Annotated in this window: 15 protein-coding genes; 7 read left to right on the top strand and 8 right to left on the bottom strand. The window is 67.1% G+C overall.

Features of this window, described 5'->3' with window-relative positions; translation table 11 throughout:
• Positions 1 to 10: 10 nt before the first annotated feature.
• Genes CQ050_RS27150 through CQ050_RS27135 form a run of 4 tightly spaced genes read right to left on the bottom strand, consistent with a single transcriptional unit; the run spans position 11 to position 4289 of the window.
• The gene (locus CQ050_RS27150) at positions 11 to 1192 is read right to left on the bottom strand and encodes an ABC transporter substrate-binding protein (RefSeq protein ID WP_105559940.1); all 1182 of its coding nucleotides are present in this window, start codon (positions 1190 to 1192) and stop codon (positions 11 to 13) included.
• A gap of 60 nt (positions 1193 to 1252) precedes the next feature.
• Positions 1253 to 2707, bottom strand: a complete 1455-nt coding sequence (locus tag CQ050_RS27145; RefSeq protein ID WP_105559939.1) for a 2-hydroxymuconic semialdehyde dehydrogenase — start codon at positions 2705 to 2707, stop codon at positions 1253 to 1255.
• On the bottom strand, positions 2704 to 3429 hold the full coding sequence (locus CQ050_RS27140) for a class II aldolase/adducin family protein (protein ID WP_105559938.1): 726 nt from the start codon (positions 3427 to 3429) through the stop codon (positions 2704 to 2706). Before CQ050_RS27140 ends, CQ050_RS27145 begins: the two co-directional genes overlap by 4 nt.
• Positions 3426 to 4289 carry a VOC family protein gene (locus CQ050_RS27135; RefSeq protein WP_105559937.1) on the bottom strand — a complete coding sequence of 288 codons (864 nt, stop codon included), beginning with the start codon at positions 4287 to 4289 and terminating at the stop codon, positions 3426 to 3428. The genes CQ050_RS27140 and CQ050_RS27135 overlap by 4 nt, the downstream gene beginning before the upstream one ends.
• Positions 4290 to 4437: 148 nt before the next feature.
• On the opposite strand from CQ050_RS27135, the gene CQ050_RS27130 reads away from it, so the two are divergent.
• Positions 4438 to 5151, top strand: coding sequence for a GntR family transcriptional regulator (locus tag CQ050_RS27130; protein WP_105559981.1), 714 nt, complete (start codon positions 4438 to 4440; stop codon positions 5149 to 5151).
• Positions 5152 to 5526: 375 nt separating this feature from the next.
• Entirely contained in the window at positions 5527 to 7413 is a 1887-nt protein-coding gene (locus CQ050_RS27125; protein WP_105559936.1) for an ABC transporter ATP-binding protein, read from the top strand.
• A gap of 85 nt (positions 7414 to 7498) precedes the next feature.
• Here CQ050_RS27125 and CQ050_RS27120 read toward each other — a convergent pair whose 3' ends face one another.
• Positions 7499 to 8167 (bottom strand): LysE family translocator, encoded by a 669-nt coding sequence (locus CQ050_RS27120; protein WP_233214324.1) that lies wholly within the window; start codon positions 8165 to 8167, stop codon positions 7499 to 7501.
• A gap of 97 nt (positions 8168 to 8264) precedes the next feature.
• On the opposite strand from CQ050_RS27120, the gene CQ050_RS27115 reads away from it, so the two are divergent.
• A complete protein-coding gene (locus CQ050_RS27115) occupies positions 8265 to 8747 on the top strand; it encodes an Lrp/AsnC family transcriptional regulator (RefSeq protein WP_105559980.1) in 483 nt (160 codons plus the stop codon).
• An 11-nt stretch (positions 8748 to 8758) separates the two neighbouring features.
• Here the strand turns inward: CQ050_RS27115 and CQ050_RS27110 are convergent, their stop codons facing one another.
• Entirely contained in the window at positions 8759 to 9433 is a 675-nt protein-coding gene (locus CQ050_RS27110) for a DJ-1/PfpI family protein (RefSeq protein ID WP_105559934.1), read from the bottom strand.
• Positions 9434 to 9499: 66 nt separating this feature from the next.
• Between CQ050_RS27110 and CQ050_RS27105 the strand changes: the two genes are divergently transcribed.
• Positions 9500 to 10417: a GlxA family transcriptional regulator gene (locus CQ050_RS27105; protein WP_105559933.1), complete on the top strand. Its 918-nt coding sequence runs from the start codon at positions 9500 to 9502 to the stop codon at positions 10415 to 10417.
• Positions 10418 to 10527: 110 nt separating this feature from the next.
• On the opposite strand, the gene CQ050_RS27100 is transcribed toward CQ050_RS27105, so the two are convergent.
• Positions 10528 to 11250, bottom strand: coding sequence for an SDR family NAD(P)-dependent oxidoreductase (locus tag CQ050_RS27100; RefSeq protein ID WP_105559932.1), 723 nt, complete (start codon positions 11248 to 11250; stop codon positions 10528 to 10530).
• Positions 11247 to 12242, bottom strand: coding sequence for a tripartite tricarboxylate transporter substrate binding protein (locus CQ050_RS27095; RefSeq protein ID WP_105559931.1), 996 nt, complete (start codon positions 12240 to 12242; stop codon positions 11247 to 11249). Before CQ050_RS27095 ends, CQ050_RS27100 begins: the two co-directional genes overlap by 4 nt.
• Positions 12243 to 12364: 122 nt before the next feature.
• Here CQ050_RS27095 and CQ050_RS27090 point away from each other — a divergent pair, with 122 nt between their 5' ends.
• The 3 genes from CQ050_RS27090 to CQ050_RS27080 form a co-directional block, all read left to right on the top strand.
• Positions 12365 to 13405, top strand: a complete 1041-nt coding sequence (locus CQ050_RS27090; RefSeq protein ID WP_105559930.1) for a cyclase family protein — start codon at positions 12365 to 12367, stop codon at positions 13403 to 13405.
• A 3-nt stretch (positions 13406 to 13408) separates the two neighbouring features.
• Complete coding sequence (locus CQ050_RS27085; protein WP_105559929.1) at positions 13409 to 15025, top strand: AMP-binding protein; 1617 nt, start codon at positions 13409 to 13411, stop codon at positions 15023 to 15025.
• Positions 15026 to 15027: 2 nt separating this feature from the next.
• A partial coding sequence (locus CQ050_RS27080) for a GntR family transcriptional regulator (RefSeq protein ID WP_105559928.1) occupies positions 15028 to 15715 on the top strand: 688 nt, incomplete at its 3' end.

The raw sequence follows: 15715 nt of genomic DNA, 5'->3' as shown, positions 1-15715 counted from the left end.
CGCGGGCCCTTCACTTCAGCGGGCAGTCCGCCACGTAGGCGTCCTGATGATCCGTCAACACCGTGGCAAGCTGTTTCAGGCCGATGCCGTCGCCCTCCTTCACCACCTGGTAGGCATACAGGTTCTGTACCGGCATGTTGTTGGTGTTGAAGCGGAACTTGCCGCGCACCGATGGAAACGTGGCGCCCGCCGCCTTCACGGCGGCCGCCAGCGATTTGCTGTCGCCCACTTTTCCGCCCTGCGCGCGCACCGCCGCATCCAGCAGGTAGGCCGCGTCGTAGCCGCCCACGGCATACTCCGACGGCAGGCGGCCGTACCTGGCCTTGAAGGACTCGACGAATTTGCGGTTCTGCGGGTTGTCCAGCGTGGTGGCCCACGGCGTACCGTAGATGGCGCCCACGGCCTGCTCCTTCAACGCGGTCAGGGTGTTGGAATCGATCAGGCTTTCCGAAAAGAACGGCAGCTTTTCCATCAACCCGGCCTGGCGCAGCTGGCGCACGAAGTTCACGCCCACGCCACCGGTATAGAAGGCGAACAGCGCATCGGGGCCGGCCGACTGCATGCGCGAGATCTCGGCCGAATAGTCCAGTTGCCCCAGCTGCGTATAGACCTCGTCGGCCGGCGACGCGCCGTAGAAACGCTTGAAGCCCGCCAGCTTGTCTTTGCCCGCCTGGTAATTCGCCGACATCAGGTACGCGCGCTTGTAGCCCTGGTCTTTCACATACTTGCCCATGGCCTCCGACATGCTGTCGTTCTGCCAGCCCAGCACGAACAGATTTGGCAGACACATGCGGCCGGCGATCGGCGCCGGACCCGCATTGGTGGACAGCGCCACCACGCCGGACTCCTTGATGCGCCGCAGCTCGGCCATCAGCACATTCGAAAAGCCCAGCCCGACCATCACGTCGACCTTGTCCTTTTCGATGAATTTCTGCACGATCTGCGCGCCCACGTCGGGCTTGAGCTGATCGTCGTCGCGGATCACCACCGCCTTTTGCCCGCCCAGGCTGCCGCCCAACTGCTCGATGCCCAGCATCAGTCCGTCGTACTGGTCCTGGCCCAGCGCCGCTTGCGGTCCGGACAGCACGCCCGTGAAGCCGATGCGGATGTCGGCGCGCGCCGATTGCGGCGCCACCACGGTCAGGGCCGCCGCCGCAGCCAGCGCGGCCAGGCCGCTTGGGATTGCTTGCATGAAATGTCTCCTTGGGGGTTGGGCGGCGGCGCCGTTCTGCGCGGCGCCTGCCTTGACGCGTCAGAGCTTCACGCAGACATTGCGCAGCTCGGTGTAGAACTCCAGCGAATGCACGCCGCCTTCGCGGCCGATGCCCGATTGCTTGGCGCCGCCGAACGCCGTGCGCAGGTCGCGCAGGAACCACGAATTGATCCAGCAGATGCCCACGTCCAGCGCCGCGCCCAGCCGGTGGGCCGTGCCGACATTGCTTGTCCATACGGTCGCGGCCAGGCCGTAGGGCGTGGCGTTGGCCAGGGCGATGGCTTCTTCTTCCGTATCGAACGGCGCGATGTGGCAACACGGCCCGAAGATCTCCTGCTGGATGACCGCCGACGATTCCGGCAGGCCGGTCCAGACGGTGGGCTGGATCCACGCGCCGGCGGCCAGGCCGTCCGGCATGTCCGGCACGCCGCCGCCCGCCACCACGTTTGCGCCCTCTTCCTTGGCGCGGGCGTAAAAGCCCAGCACCTTGTCGCGATGGCGCTGCGAAATCAGGGGCCCCAGGTTCACGCCCGGGTCCTTGGGTCGGCCCAGCTTGAAGCCGCGCGCCCGCGCGCCCAGCGCCGCGACGAAACGCTCGAAGATGGGGCGCTGCACGTAAACGCGCTCGGTGCCCAGGCAGACCTGCCCCGTGTTGTCGAACGCCGCCCGGGCGATGCCCGCCACGGCGCGGTCGAAATCGGCGTCCGCGAATACGATGCCCGCGTTCTTGCCGCCCAGTTCGAACGACACTGGCCGCACGCCCACCGCCGCCGCCTGCATGATGGCTTCACCCGTGCGGGTCTCGCCGGTGAACGTGATGCCATCCACCAAGGGATGGCGGCTGAGCTTTTCGCCTGCCGAGCCTGGCCCGAAACCGTGGACCACGTTGTAGACGCCGGCCGGCACCCCGACATCGTTCATGACTTCGCCCAGCAAGGTGGCGGTGCCCGGCGTGTCTTCGGACGGCTTGACCACGACCGTATTGCCGCAGGCCAGCGCCGGCCCGACCTTCCAGGTCATCAGCAGCAACGGCAGATTCCACGGACAGATCACCCCGATGACCCCGCGCGGCACGCGCATGCCGTAGTTCAGCGCATGGCCGCCGTCAGGCGTTTCCAGGTCAAAGGTTTCGTTGGGAACATTGCGGATCAGGTCCGCGAAGATCTTGAAATTGGCCGCGCCGCGCGGAATGTCCAGATGGCTGGCCAGGTCGTATGGCTTGCCGGTGTCGGCGATCTCGGCGTCGACGAAATCATCGAAGCGGCGGGTGATGCCGTCGGCCACCGCATGCAGCAGTTCCACCCGCTGCTGGGTTTTCAGCTGGCCCCAAGGACCGCGTAGCGCCGCCTTGGCCGCCCGCGCCGCGGCGTCGACTTCCGCGTCGCCCGCCTCGTGCACCCGCCCGATGAGCCGGTTGTCGACCGGATCGCGGTTATCAAAGGTCTTTCCCGTTTCGACCCAACGGCCGTCGATGAAATTGCGGAAATCGGTCATTGCGCTCTCGGTTGTGACAGGTCGGCCAGCGCGCCCTCGGGGTCGCCGGCGGTCAGGAATTCCCACATGCGTTCATAGATGCGTCCCGTGCCTACCGCGCGGACAGCGGCCTCTTCGGGCGACAGCACGGGCGCGCCATCGGCCAGCCCCGCGGCGCGCAGTTGCCACTCGATGCGGGCGGCGTCTTCCAGATACCAGGTCAGCACGGTGGCATGCATCAACGACTCGGCCGCCACCACGGCGCCGTTGCCGCGCATCGCGATCGCGCTGGCGGCGCCCAGCGTCTGGGCCACCCCACGCGCCTGCGCATCGGTGCGCACCAGCTGGGGGTCGTCCCACAGCGGCACGGCGGGCGAGAAATAAGCGCCCATGCCGTGGCGTGGCGCGGGCGTGAGGCGCGCCGAAGACAGGGTCATCACCGTGGGCGGCATGGAACGCACCACGCCCCCGACATCGGGGCGCAAGCGATAGATGTGCTGATGGATGCGCACTTCGCCCAGCACGCCGTCGGGCAACTCTTCGTGCACCGGCACCACCGTGCCCGCCTCGCCCGGCGTGATCAGCCCCATGGGCCGCGCCGCGCACACCAGGAAATGGCCCGCATCCAGCCGGCTGCTGCAATGCCCGTAGGCGTGGACCAGATTGGCCCGCGCCAGCGCGCGCGCGGCGACGCGCACCAGCGCCTCCTGCCCGCCGCTGGCGTCCTTGCGCACGGCGCTCATGTCTTGAACTCCGGGATATCGGGCTTGGCGCCCCACATGCAGAACGACGACGGCACCGCCGGGAAGCTGCGCGGCCGGTGGGTCTTTTCCTCTTCGGCGCTGATCAGCCGCACGCCGGTGGAGTATTCGTAGATCATTCCGTCCGGGCCGTCGAAGTACAGGAACATCGCGCCCGAGGTCGGATGGCGGCCGGGGCCGAAGCGGATCGGCACGTTCCATTCGCGCAGCTGATACCAGGCGCGCATGATGTCGTCGATGCTCTCGACCTGATGGTTGATGTGCTGCACGCCCGGATACGTCGACGGGAACAGCGCGATCTTGTGATGGACTTCATCGATGCGCAGCAGTGGCGCCTCGCCGATACGGTCACTGACGCGGGCGGATAGCAACCCCGTCCAGAAGGCTTCATCGCGCCGCGGGTCCAGGGTGCGCAACCCGATGTGCGAGAACCCCGTGACGCCGGCGTCGCGGCCAGGGAAATACCGCCGGCCGCTGTGGTGCGGCGCCAGCACCAGTTCGATGCGGTTGCCGGACGGGTCGGTGAATTGCAGGAAATCGCGCACATAGCGCTGCTCGGCGTCTTCACGGCGCCCGGCGGCCACCCGATAACCGCTGCGTTCCAGCACGGCGCCGGCGCGCTCCAGCTCTTCCGGCGAATCCACCTCGAACGCGGCCGTATGGTCGCGCGGATCGCCTTCGAAATAGCAAAGGGTGTGGTCGCGGGAGTCGGACTTGAAGTACGCCGCCCCATGTTCCTTGCGGGCCAGCTCCAGCCCCAGCACCGTGGTCGCGTAGCGCACCGCGGCGTCCAGATCACGGGTGCCCAGCCGGACGTACCGGATGTCGTGTAGCCGTATCACTGCTTGTCTCCTGGTGCGCCTGCCGCCGGCCGGTGCCGGGGGAATTTTTCCGCAGGATGGCGGCGCTTTTTTCTACGATAGGCAGCACAAATCTCGAAGTCAACAATTTTTATCGAGATTTTTTCAGCGTAGTGCTACAGTGTTCTTCATGTCAGATGGAACCCCGCTCCCCTCGCTTGCCCATACCGCCTCGGCCAACACGCTGGTGGGCACGGCCTATGTCAACCTGCGACGCGACATCATCCAGGGCAAGCATCCGCCGGGTTCGCGCCTGCGCGTCGAACACCTGAAGGACGACTACGGCGTGGGCGCGGGCACGCTGCGTGAAGCGCTGGCGCTGCTGGTGTCCGATGCGCTGGTCATCGCGCAGGGACAGCGCGGCTTTCACGTCACCCCCATTTCACTGGACGACTTCCGCGACATCACCGAAAACCGGGTGTTGCTGGAAACCGAAGCGTTGCGCCAGTCGATCGCCGTGGGCGACGACACCTGGGAAAGCGCGGTGCTGGGCGCCTTCCATCGCCTCAGCAAAGCGGAACAGCGCCTGGCGGCCGATCCCGAGGCCCGCTTCGAAGAATGGGAGCAGCGCAACCGCGAGTTCCACCGCGAATTGATCAGCGCCTGTCCGTCGCGCTGGATGCACCACTTCCTGGGCATCCTGTATCAACAGGCCGAGCGCTACCGCCGCCTGACGGTCACGCGCAAGCCCATCGCGCGCGATCTGCACGATGAGCATCAGGGCATTCTTGACGCCACGTTGGCGCGCGATGCCGACCAGGCCTGCACGCTGCTGGCGGCCCACATCCGCCTGACTTACGAGGCCGTCGCGCAACTGCCCGCGGACCTGTTCACGTCGGCGTGATGCGCCGAATGCCAAGTTGAAAAAAACCCACACTCGGCATGGCGTGGGCGCCGCCCCCGTTGATTCGCCTACATCACTTCTATAGAATCAGCAATACGGGCCTTTGCTCATTTCCTTTTTTCGTCCACTCAAATCACCGACAGGGAGGCTGCATGATGACTCACCCCATGCTCAACGCCGTCCCGCGCGTGTCCCCGCGACGCCATTAAGTCGTCGCCCGCGCGGATCCATCGCTAGACCGTTACCTGGCGACTGGTCCTCCGTGCCCGCTCCAAACTCCTGAACGCAGTCGCCGGTGCCTTGGGCATCCGGCTTGTTATCCCCTCTTTCCTCACAAGGACATCCTGGCGTGTCTTGTGCCGCCGGGCCATTGTTATGGCTAGAAAAAAAATAGACTTTCGAGGACAGGCCTTTAAGGATGTCCTGGGCTTTACCTTCCGCCACTGGGGCCTGCAACCCTGGCGCACGCTTGTCATCGTGCTGCTGGCGCTGCTGTCGGCCGTGGCCGATATCCTGACCCCGATGTACGCGGGCCGGCTGGTCGACGCCGTCGCTTCGGGCTCAAGCGGCAACGACCTGGCGTGGAACGCCGCCATCACGGCCTTCTGGCTGCTGGTGGCGCTAGGCGTGGGCGGCACCCTGCTGCGCCAGGCCGTGTTCCAGAACATCATCACCTTCACGTTGAAGATGATGAACGGCATTGTGTCCAACGCCTTCTACCGCGTGCAGCGCTTTTCCACCGACTGGCATGCCAACAGCTTCGCCGGATCCACGGTGCGCAAGATCACGCGCGGCATGTGGGCCGTCGACATCCTGAACGACACGCTGCTGGTCGCCCTGCTGCCGTCCATCGTGATGCTGGTGGGCGCCACGGCGTTGCTGGGCGCGCACTGGCCGCTGATGGGGCTGGTGGTGGGCCTGGGTTCGGTGCTGTACATCGCCGTCACCGCGGCGCTGTCGCTCGGCTTCGTGGCGCCGGCCGCGCGCCTGGGCAACGCCTGGGATACCCGCATGGGCGGCGCGCTGGCCGACGCCGTCAGCTGCAACGCGGTCGTCAAGGCCTTCGGCGCGGAAACGCGCGAGGAAGTCCGGCTGGACCGCGTGGTCAACAAATGGCGCAACCGCACGCGGCGCACCTGGGTGCGCGCCACGCTGAACGGCGGTATCCAGGGCGCGATGCTGGTGACGATGCAAGCGGCCATCCTGGGTGCGTCGCTGCTGCTGTGGTCGCGCAACCAGGCGACCGTGGGCGACATCACCTTCACGTTGACGATGTTCTTCGTGCTGCAAGGCTATCTGCGCGACGTGGGCATGCACATCCGCAACCTGCAGCGCTCGGTCAACGACATGGAGGAACTGGTGGCGATGGAACGCCAGCCTCTCGGCGTGTCCGACCAGCCCGGCGCAGGCGCGATCCGGATCACCGCCGGCGAAATCCGCTTCGAAGACGTGACCTTCCGTTATGGTTCGCACAACACCGCGCTGTACGACAAATTCTCCGCGCGCATCGCGCCGGGCGAACGCGTCGGGCTGGTGGGCCATTCGGGTTCGGGCAAAACCACGTTCATCAAGCTGATCCAGCGCCTGTATGACGTGAACGACGGCCGCATCACCATCGACGGGCAGGATATTGCCCGGGTGAAGCAGGCGTCGCTGCGCAGCCAGATCGCCATCGTGCAGCAGGATCCGGTGCTGTTCCACCGCACGCTGGCGGAGAACATCGCCTACGCGCGGCCGGGCGCCACCCAGGCCCAGATCGAGCAAGCGGCCAGGCTGGCCAGCGCGCACGACTTCATCATGTCGCTGCCCAAGGGCTACGACACGCTGGTGGGTGAACGCGGCGTGAAGTTGTCGGGCGGCGAACGCCAGCGCGTGGCCATCGCGCGGGCGTTCCTGGCGGATTCGCCCATCCTGATCCTGGACGAGGCGACCTCCAGCCTGGACAGTGAAAGCGAAGTGCTGATCCAGCAAGCCATGGACCGGCTGATGGAAGGCCGCACCACGCTGGTGGTGGCGCACCGCCTGTCGACCGTCCGCGCGCTGGACCGCCTGTTGGTGATGGATCGTGGCCGCATCATCGAAGAAGGCAGCCACGATGCGCTGATCCGCTTGAAGGGCGGCCTGTACCGGCGCCTGTTCGAGCGCCAGGCCCTGGAATTGACCAAGGGCATGACGCCGGCGGAAATGTTGCAGGACGGCGCCACGCCGCCTGCCGTCAAGGAAGAAGACCTGGACGAAGACGCCTACGCGTTCGGCAAGTAAGCGGCCTGGCCGCTTTGGAAAAGGGCCTGGCGCGGCGACGCGTCAGGCCCTTTGTTCATGCTGGCAAGCACCGCCCCTATTCGCTTCAGGCAGGGCGTTGCGCGAAGGTCAGCCGCAAGCCGAAGCCAATCAGCGCGGTGCCGAAGACCACGCTCTGCACCTTCTGTGCGCGCGGGCTGGACGACATCCAGCGCCCCACCGCTCCGCCCGCCAACGCGCACACGACGTCGAACGCCAACCCGAGACTGACCAGGATGACGCCCAGCAACGCGAACTGCGGGCCGATCGGCCCGTGGGCCGGCGACACGAACTGCGGCAGCAGCACCGAGCAGAACAGCAACGCCTTGGGGTTGAGCACGTTGGTCAGCACGCCGGCAAGCAGCGCGCCGCCCCAGCCGGCTCCACGCGGCGGCTCCTGGCCGGCGGCGTCGAATGCGACGGGTCCGGCGCGCAGCAGCCGCACGCCCAACCACATCAGATAAACGCCGCCCACCGTGCGCGCGGCGTCGAACGCCCAGGGGTGGGTCTTGAACAAGGCAGCCAGCCCCAGCGCTGCCAGCGTCACATGGGCGGCGCGCGCGATGGCCAGCCCGACGGCCACCGCCAAGGCCTGTCCGCGGCCACGCAACAGCCCGGTTTCCAGCAACAGGATCATGTCCGGTCCAGGCACCACGTAGACAATCAGCAACGCCCCAAGAAACATCGCCATATCGGCCATCACCGCGCTCCCACGCATGCTCGTCAAGGCGATCATTCTAGGAAAATCGGGCTGGCATGTGCTTGCGATTCATGCCAATCCCGCTACCATGATTGGCATATTCAACTTACACACCACTCATTTTTCCGAATCCATGCCAAAACACGTGCTGGACGCCTATGACAGGCGCATTCTCGAGGCATTGCAGCAGAACGGCCGCCTGACCAATGTCGAGCTTGCCGAACAGATCGGCCTGTCGCCCTCGCCGTGCCTGCGCCGCGTGCGCATGCTGGAAGAAGCCGGCGTGATCCAGGGCTACGAAGCCCGGCTGGCGCCGGACGAAGTCGGTCTGGGCCTGACCGTGTTCGTCGGCGTCAAGGTGGAACGGCACCACGAACGCGACGCCGAACAGTTTCGCAAGGAGGTCAGCGCGCTGCCGGAAGTGATCGCCGCGCATCTGGTGTCCGGCGAGTCCGACTTCCTGTTGCAAGTCGTGGTGCCGGACCTGCGCGGCTACGAACGCTTTCTGTTGGGCACGCTTCTGAAGCTGCCTGGCGTGAAGGACATCCGCAGCAATTTCGCCATCCAGACCGTCAAGCCCCAAAGCCCGCTGCCGCTGGATCACCTGGGCAAGTAGCGCGGCGCGGCCTACGGCATGGCCGCCGCGGCCTGCTCCACCGCGGCCCGCCGCCGCTCGAAGCGCGCCTGCGACCGCTCCAGGTAGCGCTCGACCACGGCCGGCTCCGACGTTTTGGGCGTGCCGCCGGGAAACGGCGGCTTGGGGTCGTATTCGATCTGCAACTGGATCAGCTTGGCCACGTCGTCGCCACATAGCGCCGCCACCACTTTCAGCCCCATGTCGATGCCCGACGTCACGCCGCCCGCGGTATAGAGGTTGCCGTCCACGCACAGGCGTTCTTCGCTGGGCGTGGCGCCAAAATACGAGAGCAGTTCGCGCGCCCGCCAATGGCTGGACGCCCGCTTGCCGCGCAAGAGGCCCGCCGCGCCCAACAGCAGCGACCCCGTGCAAATGCCGAACAGATACTGCGCGCCCAAGCCCTGCCGCCGCGTGAACGCCACCCACTCGGGGTCGACAATGGCATCATCCGTGCCCGGCCCGCCCGGCACGACAAGCAGATCGCAGGGCGGCGCGGAAGCCAGTGTCTGGGTGGGCACGAATTGCAATCCGCGGTCGCAACGCACCGGATCGCGCGTTTTTGCGACAAAATCCACGGTGAAGCCCGGCGCATTCGCCAGAACCTCATAGGGACCGGTCATATCCAGCTGGGTCAGCCCTTCGAACAAGAGAAAATTCACATGCATGACGATGCTCCCTCAAGAACGCCAGTGCCCAGCATAGGCGGACGCGCCCGCTCCGTTGCGCCACAAATGCCGGAAAACGCGCCACGGCGCGTGCTGTTCATGCTGTTCGACGGCTTCCAGCCGCTGGACCTGGCCGGCCCCTGGCAGGCATTCAGTTCCGCCAACGAAGAGGCGGGAAAGCCCCTCTACCAGTTGAACACCATCGCTGCCACCCCCGTCGTCAGCACCTGGGAGCAAGGGTTGCGCATACAGGTGGACGGCACCTTCGAAGACGATGGCGACGCCCCGATCGACATGCTGCTGGTGCCGGGCGGCCCGGGTGTCGACCGCGCCAGCGCCCACGGGGAAACGCGCGCCTGGTTGCGCCGCCGCGACGCTGGCGCGGCGCGCACGTGCAGCGTCTGCACCGGCGCGTTCATCCTGGCCGCGGCAGACCTGCTCCACGGCCTGGCCGTCACCACGCATTGGCGCTCGGCGGACCGGCTGCGCCAGCGGTACCCCACCCTGCGCGTGCAGGACGACCGCATTTTCATCGAAAGCGGCAAGTACTGGACCTCCGCGGGCGTCACCGCGGGCATCGACCTGGCCTTGGCGCTGATCGAACGCGACCACGGCGCGGCGCTGGCACAGCAAGTGGCGCGCCGGCTGGTCGTCTTCATGCGCCGCGACGGCGACCAGCGCCAATACAGCCAGACGCTGCGCCTGCAGGATCGCGTGGCCGCGCCGTTCCGCGATCTGGTTGAAAAAATCGAAGCCCGTCTGTCGGCACGCTGGTCGGTGGACGACATGGCGGATGCCTGCCATATGTCGCGGCGCACGTTCCAGCGTAAATTCGCGGCGCATTTCGGCGTAACCCCCACCGAAGTGCTGCGGCGCCTGCGCGAAGAAAGGGCCGGCGCGCTGCAAAGCGCCGGAAAAATGCCGCGCAAGGCGGTCGAGCGCCATGTAGGGCGGTTCCACGACCGGCCGGACACGCGAGCCTGACATGCCGATCACCGACACCCCTTGCCCGGAATGCGGCCATCCCCAGGCGTCCCGCACGCAGGGCATGAGTTTGATCGCGGAATGCGGACATTGCGGCTGGATGGTGGCCTTTAGCCGGCCAGTCCCACGGATATGCCGCCGCACACGTACAGCAACTGCCCCGTGATGAAGCCCGCGCGCGGGTCCAGGAACATGGCGACGCCGTGCGCCACCTCTTCCGGCCGCCCGACGCGGCCCACGGGGATGGACGCTTCCAGCGCCAGCGTCTTGGGCTGGCCCGGCGGATTCGACTGATTGAACAGTTCGGTCGCGATCGGCCCCGGCGACACGGTGTTCACGGTGATCCCGTCGGCCGCCAGCTCCAGCGCCCAGGTGCGCGTCATGCCGGCCAGCCCGGCCTTGGACGCCCCGTAGGCCGTCCGTCCGCCTTTGCCCAGCGCGGCACGGCTGCCGATGTTGACCACCCGGCCATAGCCTGCCTGACGCATGCCGGGCAACAACGCCTGCAACAGCAGCACGGGCGCCGTGAGGTTCAAGGCCATGGTGCGCAGCAGGTCTTCTTCCGACACCTCATCAATGTTGGCAACCTGGATCATCCCGGCGTTGTTGACCAGATGCAGCACGGGCCGCTCGGCCGCCAGCTCGCGGGCCGCCTGGCGGGTCGCGGCCGCATCGCCCAGGTCGACCGAACGGAACGTTTCGCCGGGCAGCGCCTCGTCGGGCGGCCGGCGGCTGAAATTGACGACCTGATAGCCGTCCTGAAGCAGCCGCGCCACGATGGCGCGGCCGATGCCCCGGCTGCCGCCGGTGACCAGTGCGATGGGGGTGTTCATTGCGCGGTGATTCCTTTTTCCTTGATGAGACCGCCCCATTTCTTGCGTTCGTCGCGTTCGAAGGCGGCCAGGTCGCTGCCGAAAAGCGTACCGGGTTTAGCGCCCATGGTGGCGAACTGGGTCGCCACGGCGGGACTTTGCAAGCCGCTGCGTGCCGCGTCGATCAATTGCTTGACCACCGGCGCCGGCGTATCGCGCGGGGCGTACAGGGCGAACCAGGCCGTGACGTCGAAACCCGGCAGGCCGGATTCGGCGACGGTGGGCAGATTCGGCACCGAAGGGTCGCGCTGGCCGGAGGTGACCGCCACGCCGCGCACCAGACCGCCGTCCTTGATCTGCGCCAGCGCGCCCGGCAGGTTATCGAACAGCAGGTCCACCTGGCCGCCGGCCACGGCCGGCAAGGATGCCGACGTGCCCTTGAACGGCACATGCAGCATCGTCACCCCCGCCATGGACTCGAAATACGCGCCCGTCAGATGGACCGACGAGCCAATGCCCGGCGACGCGTAGGTCAGTTTCTTGTCCGGCGATTGCTTGGCCGCCTTGATGACGTCAGCCACCGTCTTGTACGGCGACTTGGCGCTGACGGCGATCACGTTGGGCGTCGTGGACACCAGCGCGATCGGCACCAGATCGCGTTCGGGATCGAACGGCATGTTGCTGTAGAGGAACGGGTTGATGGTTTGCGTGCCGATCGTGCCCAGGCCCAGCGTGTAGCCGTCCGCCTTGGCGCGGGCCACGTAGGCCATGCCGATGTTGCCACCCGCGCCCGGCTTGTTTTCCACCAGCACGGTCTGCTTCAGGCCGGGCTGCAAGGCATTGGCGATGGCGCGGCCAAACATGTCCGCGCCGCCGCCCGGCGGATACGGCACGACGACGGTGACGGGATGGTCGGGATAGCCGGCGGCATGGGCCGCGGGCAACGTCGCGGCGGCCAGGGCGGCAGCGGCCAGCCAGCGCCGCGCGGCGCGCGGATGCACGGATTGCGTCATGGATTTGTCTCCTATCGAACCCGCTGATTGCGGATTTCTTCTTAAGGCTTTCGAGGATACTCAAAGTACGTAAATACGTACTATAGTTATAAAAACACAGAAAACGGATAGGAGACAAGCAAATGAAACGCTGGACGCAACGCCCTGAAGGATCCACCTGGGGCGACTTCGGGCCGGATGACGAACTTGGCCGGTTGAACCTGCTGACGGAAGAAAAGGTGCTGCAGGCGGTGCGCGAAGTGCGCGCGGGCAAGGTGTTCTGCCTGTCGCTTCCACTGGACCTGCCGGGGGGCAATGTGCTGAATCCGCGCCGGCATGCGCCCACGCTCAAGCCGACGTTCCGCGAAGGCACGCCCTATCTGAACTTTGCGATGTCCCAGGTGCAGCCCGACGCCGTCGACGTGCTGTCGGACGACCAGGTGACCCTGTCCATGCAGTACTCCACGCAATGGGACGGCCTGTGCCACGTGGGCGCCCTGTTCGACATCCAGGGCGACGGCGAGCCCCGCCGCGTCTACTACAACGGCTACGCGGCCGGCGTGGACGTATTCGGCGGCGCCGACCCGGACCCCTCCAGTGATGCCTGCTGCCCGCCGGGCGGCTCGTACGCCCGCAAGCTCAGCGTCAGCCGCTATGCTGAAAAGGGCATGCAGGGCCGCGGCGTGCTGGTAGACCTGGCGCGGGCATTCGGCACCGGCCGCACGCTGGTGGGCCACGAGCAATTGCAGGCCGCGATGCGCGACCAGAACGTAGTCGTCGAGCCTGGCGACATGCTGGTGCTGCGCACGGGTTTCGCCGAAAGCCTCGTCGCCATGAATGGCCAGCCGGACCCGCACGCGCTTGAACAGACCGGCGCCGTGCTGGACGGCGCAGACGCCGCCCTGCTGGCCTGGATCACGGCCAGCGGCGTGGCCGCCCTGTGCGCGGACAACTATGCGGTGGAATCCTACCCGGCGCGCACGTCCGGCCCCGGCCATTCGATCCTGCCGCTGCATCACCATTGCCTGTTCAAGCTGGGCGTGCCGCTGGCGGAACTCTGGTATTTGAAGGACCTGGCCGATTGGCTGCATGCGCAGGGACGCAACCGCTTCCTGCTGACCGCCCCGCCCTTGCGCATGCCCGGCGCCGTGGGCTCCCCCGTGACGCCGATCGCCACGGTGTAAGCCATGAACATGCCGATCTCGACATTCTCCGGCCATCTGGACGGGCTGGCCGCGCGCCGCCCCGACGCCACCCTGTTGATCGACCAGGACCAACGGATCAGCGCCGCGCAACTGCGTGCGCGCAGCCGGGCACTGGCGGCCGGGCTGGCCCGCATCGGCGTGCAGCCCGGCCACCGCGTGGCGGTCTGGTTGCCCAACGGCGCCGCCTGGGTGGAATCGTTTCTGGCCTGCGCGCACCTGGGCGCCCTGGTGCTGGCCGTCAACACGCGTTTCCGGGCGTTGGAAGTGGCCGACATCCTGGGCCGCGGACAAGCAGACTGGCTGGTGTTCTGGCCCGGATTCAAGGGCATCGATTTCCAAGGCATCCTTGATGGCGTCGACCCCGGCCAATTGACGCGCCTGCAAGGCGTGGTGGCGCTGACCGAGGCGGATGAACCTGCCCCCGCCACCATCGCCGGCAAACCGGCGCACCGCTACGTGGACGTGCTGGCCACGACCGCCCCGGCGCCTGCCGCGCACGGCAACGCGGGCGTGCTGTGCTTCACCACGTCGGGCACCACCTCCAAACCAAAGTTCGTCCTGCATGACCAGCAGACCCTGTTGCGCCACGGCGCGGCGGTGGCGCAGGCATTCGGCTACGACGACGGCAGCTGCGTGCTGGCCAGCGCGCCGTTTTGCGGCGCATTCGGCTTTGCGACACTGGTGGGCGGCCTGGCCCAAGGGGTGCCCGTCGTCTGCGCGCCGGTGTTCAACGCGGCACAGTCGGCCGAGGCCGTGGCCCGCTACGCCGTCACGCACACCTACGCCAACAACGAGGCGCTGGTGGGCATGATGCAGGCCGCGCCGCCGGGCGCCTTCGCCTCGGCGCGCCTGTTCGGCTTCGCCAGCTTCACGCCCGCGCTGGACAACATGCTGGATCTGGCCCGCGAGGCCGACGTGCCGCTGACAGGCCTGTACGGGTCCAGCGAGCTGATCGCGCTGGTGGCAGGCCAGCCGCGCGACCCCGCCGACGGCGACGTGTCGGCGCGGCACCAGCCCGGCGGCACGCTGGTCTACCCCGAAGCCCGCGTGCGCGCCCGCGACCCCGAATCGGGGCAGGTGCTGCCGCACGGCGAGTCCGGCGAAATCGAGATCCTGTCGCCCAGCCTGATGCAAGGCTATCTGGACAACCCCGAGGCCACTCGCAACGCCGTCACGGACGACGGCTATTTCAAGACCGGCGACCTGGGCTATACGCTGACGCCACGCCAGTTCGTGTTCCAGACGCGCATGGGCGATTCCCTGCGGCTGTCCGGCTTCCTGGTGAACCCGGTTGAAATCGAACAGGTGGTCGAGACCCTGCCCGGCGTGCGCGCCTGCCAGGTGGTGGGCGCCATGCGCCAAGGCAAGACCGTGCCCTACGCATTCGTGCTGCTGCAGGAAGGCGCCACGGCCGACCCCGAGGGCTGGACGGCCGCCTGCAAAGCCGCCATGGCCGGCTTCAAGGCGCCTGCGGGCTTCACCGTCCTGGACGCGTTCCCGTCGGTGGAAAGCGCCAACTCGGTAAAGATACAGAAGCACCGCCTGCGCGACATGGCGGAGGCTATGCTCTCGGATTCTTCACCGCCGCCTGCCCCCTGACCATGTCCGCCCGCAAGCTTTTCTCGCACAGCCCCCAGCCGCTTTATCTGCAAGCGGCGGCGCTGTTCCGCAGCCACATCCAGAACCGCACGTGGCGGCCGGGCCAGCAGATCCCGCCGCTGGAATCGCTGATGGAAACCTATGGCATTTCGCGGGCGACCATCCGGCAGGCGTTCGGCCTGCTGGAGCAAGACGGGCTGATCCGGCGGTCGCGCGGGTCGGGCACGTTCGTCAATGCCGAACTGCCTGAAACCCCGACCCTGCTGATCCCCAAGACCTGGGCCGAAACGGTGGAACTGAGCAATCAGCTGGGCACCGTGTCGCTGGTGGAATCCAGCGCCGATTCCCCCCTGCCGGACACGCTGGGCATGCCTTGCGGCGCGGACCGCGGCGGCAGCTTCCAGTACCTGCGGCGCGTGCACACCACCGACGCGGGCCCCTTTTGCTATAGCGAGGTTTTCCTGGAAAGCGGCCTGTTCCGCAAGCACCGCGCCCGCATCCAGAAAAGCACCGTCGCGCCCGTGCTGGACCAGTTCTACGGCGCCCGCATCACGGAAGCGCGCCAGGTGCTGAACGTCATCGAAGCCGGCCAGGAATCCGCGGAATCGCTGCGGATCCCCGTTTCGTCGCCGGTGGCCGAACTGCGTCGCTATGCCTGCATCGACGGCCGCGTGGTCTATTTCGCGAGGC

Origin of the sequence: Achromobacter sp. MYb9, assembly GCF_002975275.1 — a bacterium.
Taxonomy (GTDB): domain Bacteria; phylum Pseudomonadota; class Gammaproteobacteria; order Burkholderiales; family Burkholderiaceae_B; genus Achromobacter.
This window is presented reverse-complemented; position numbering and strand designations above follow the sequence as displayed.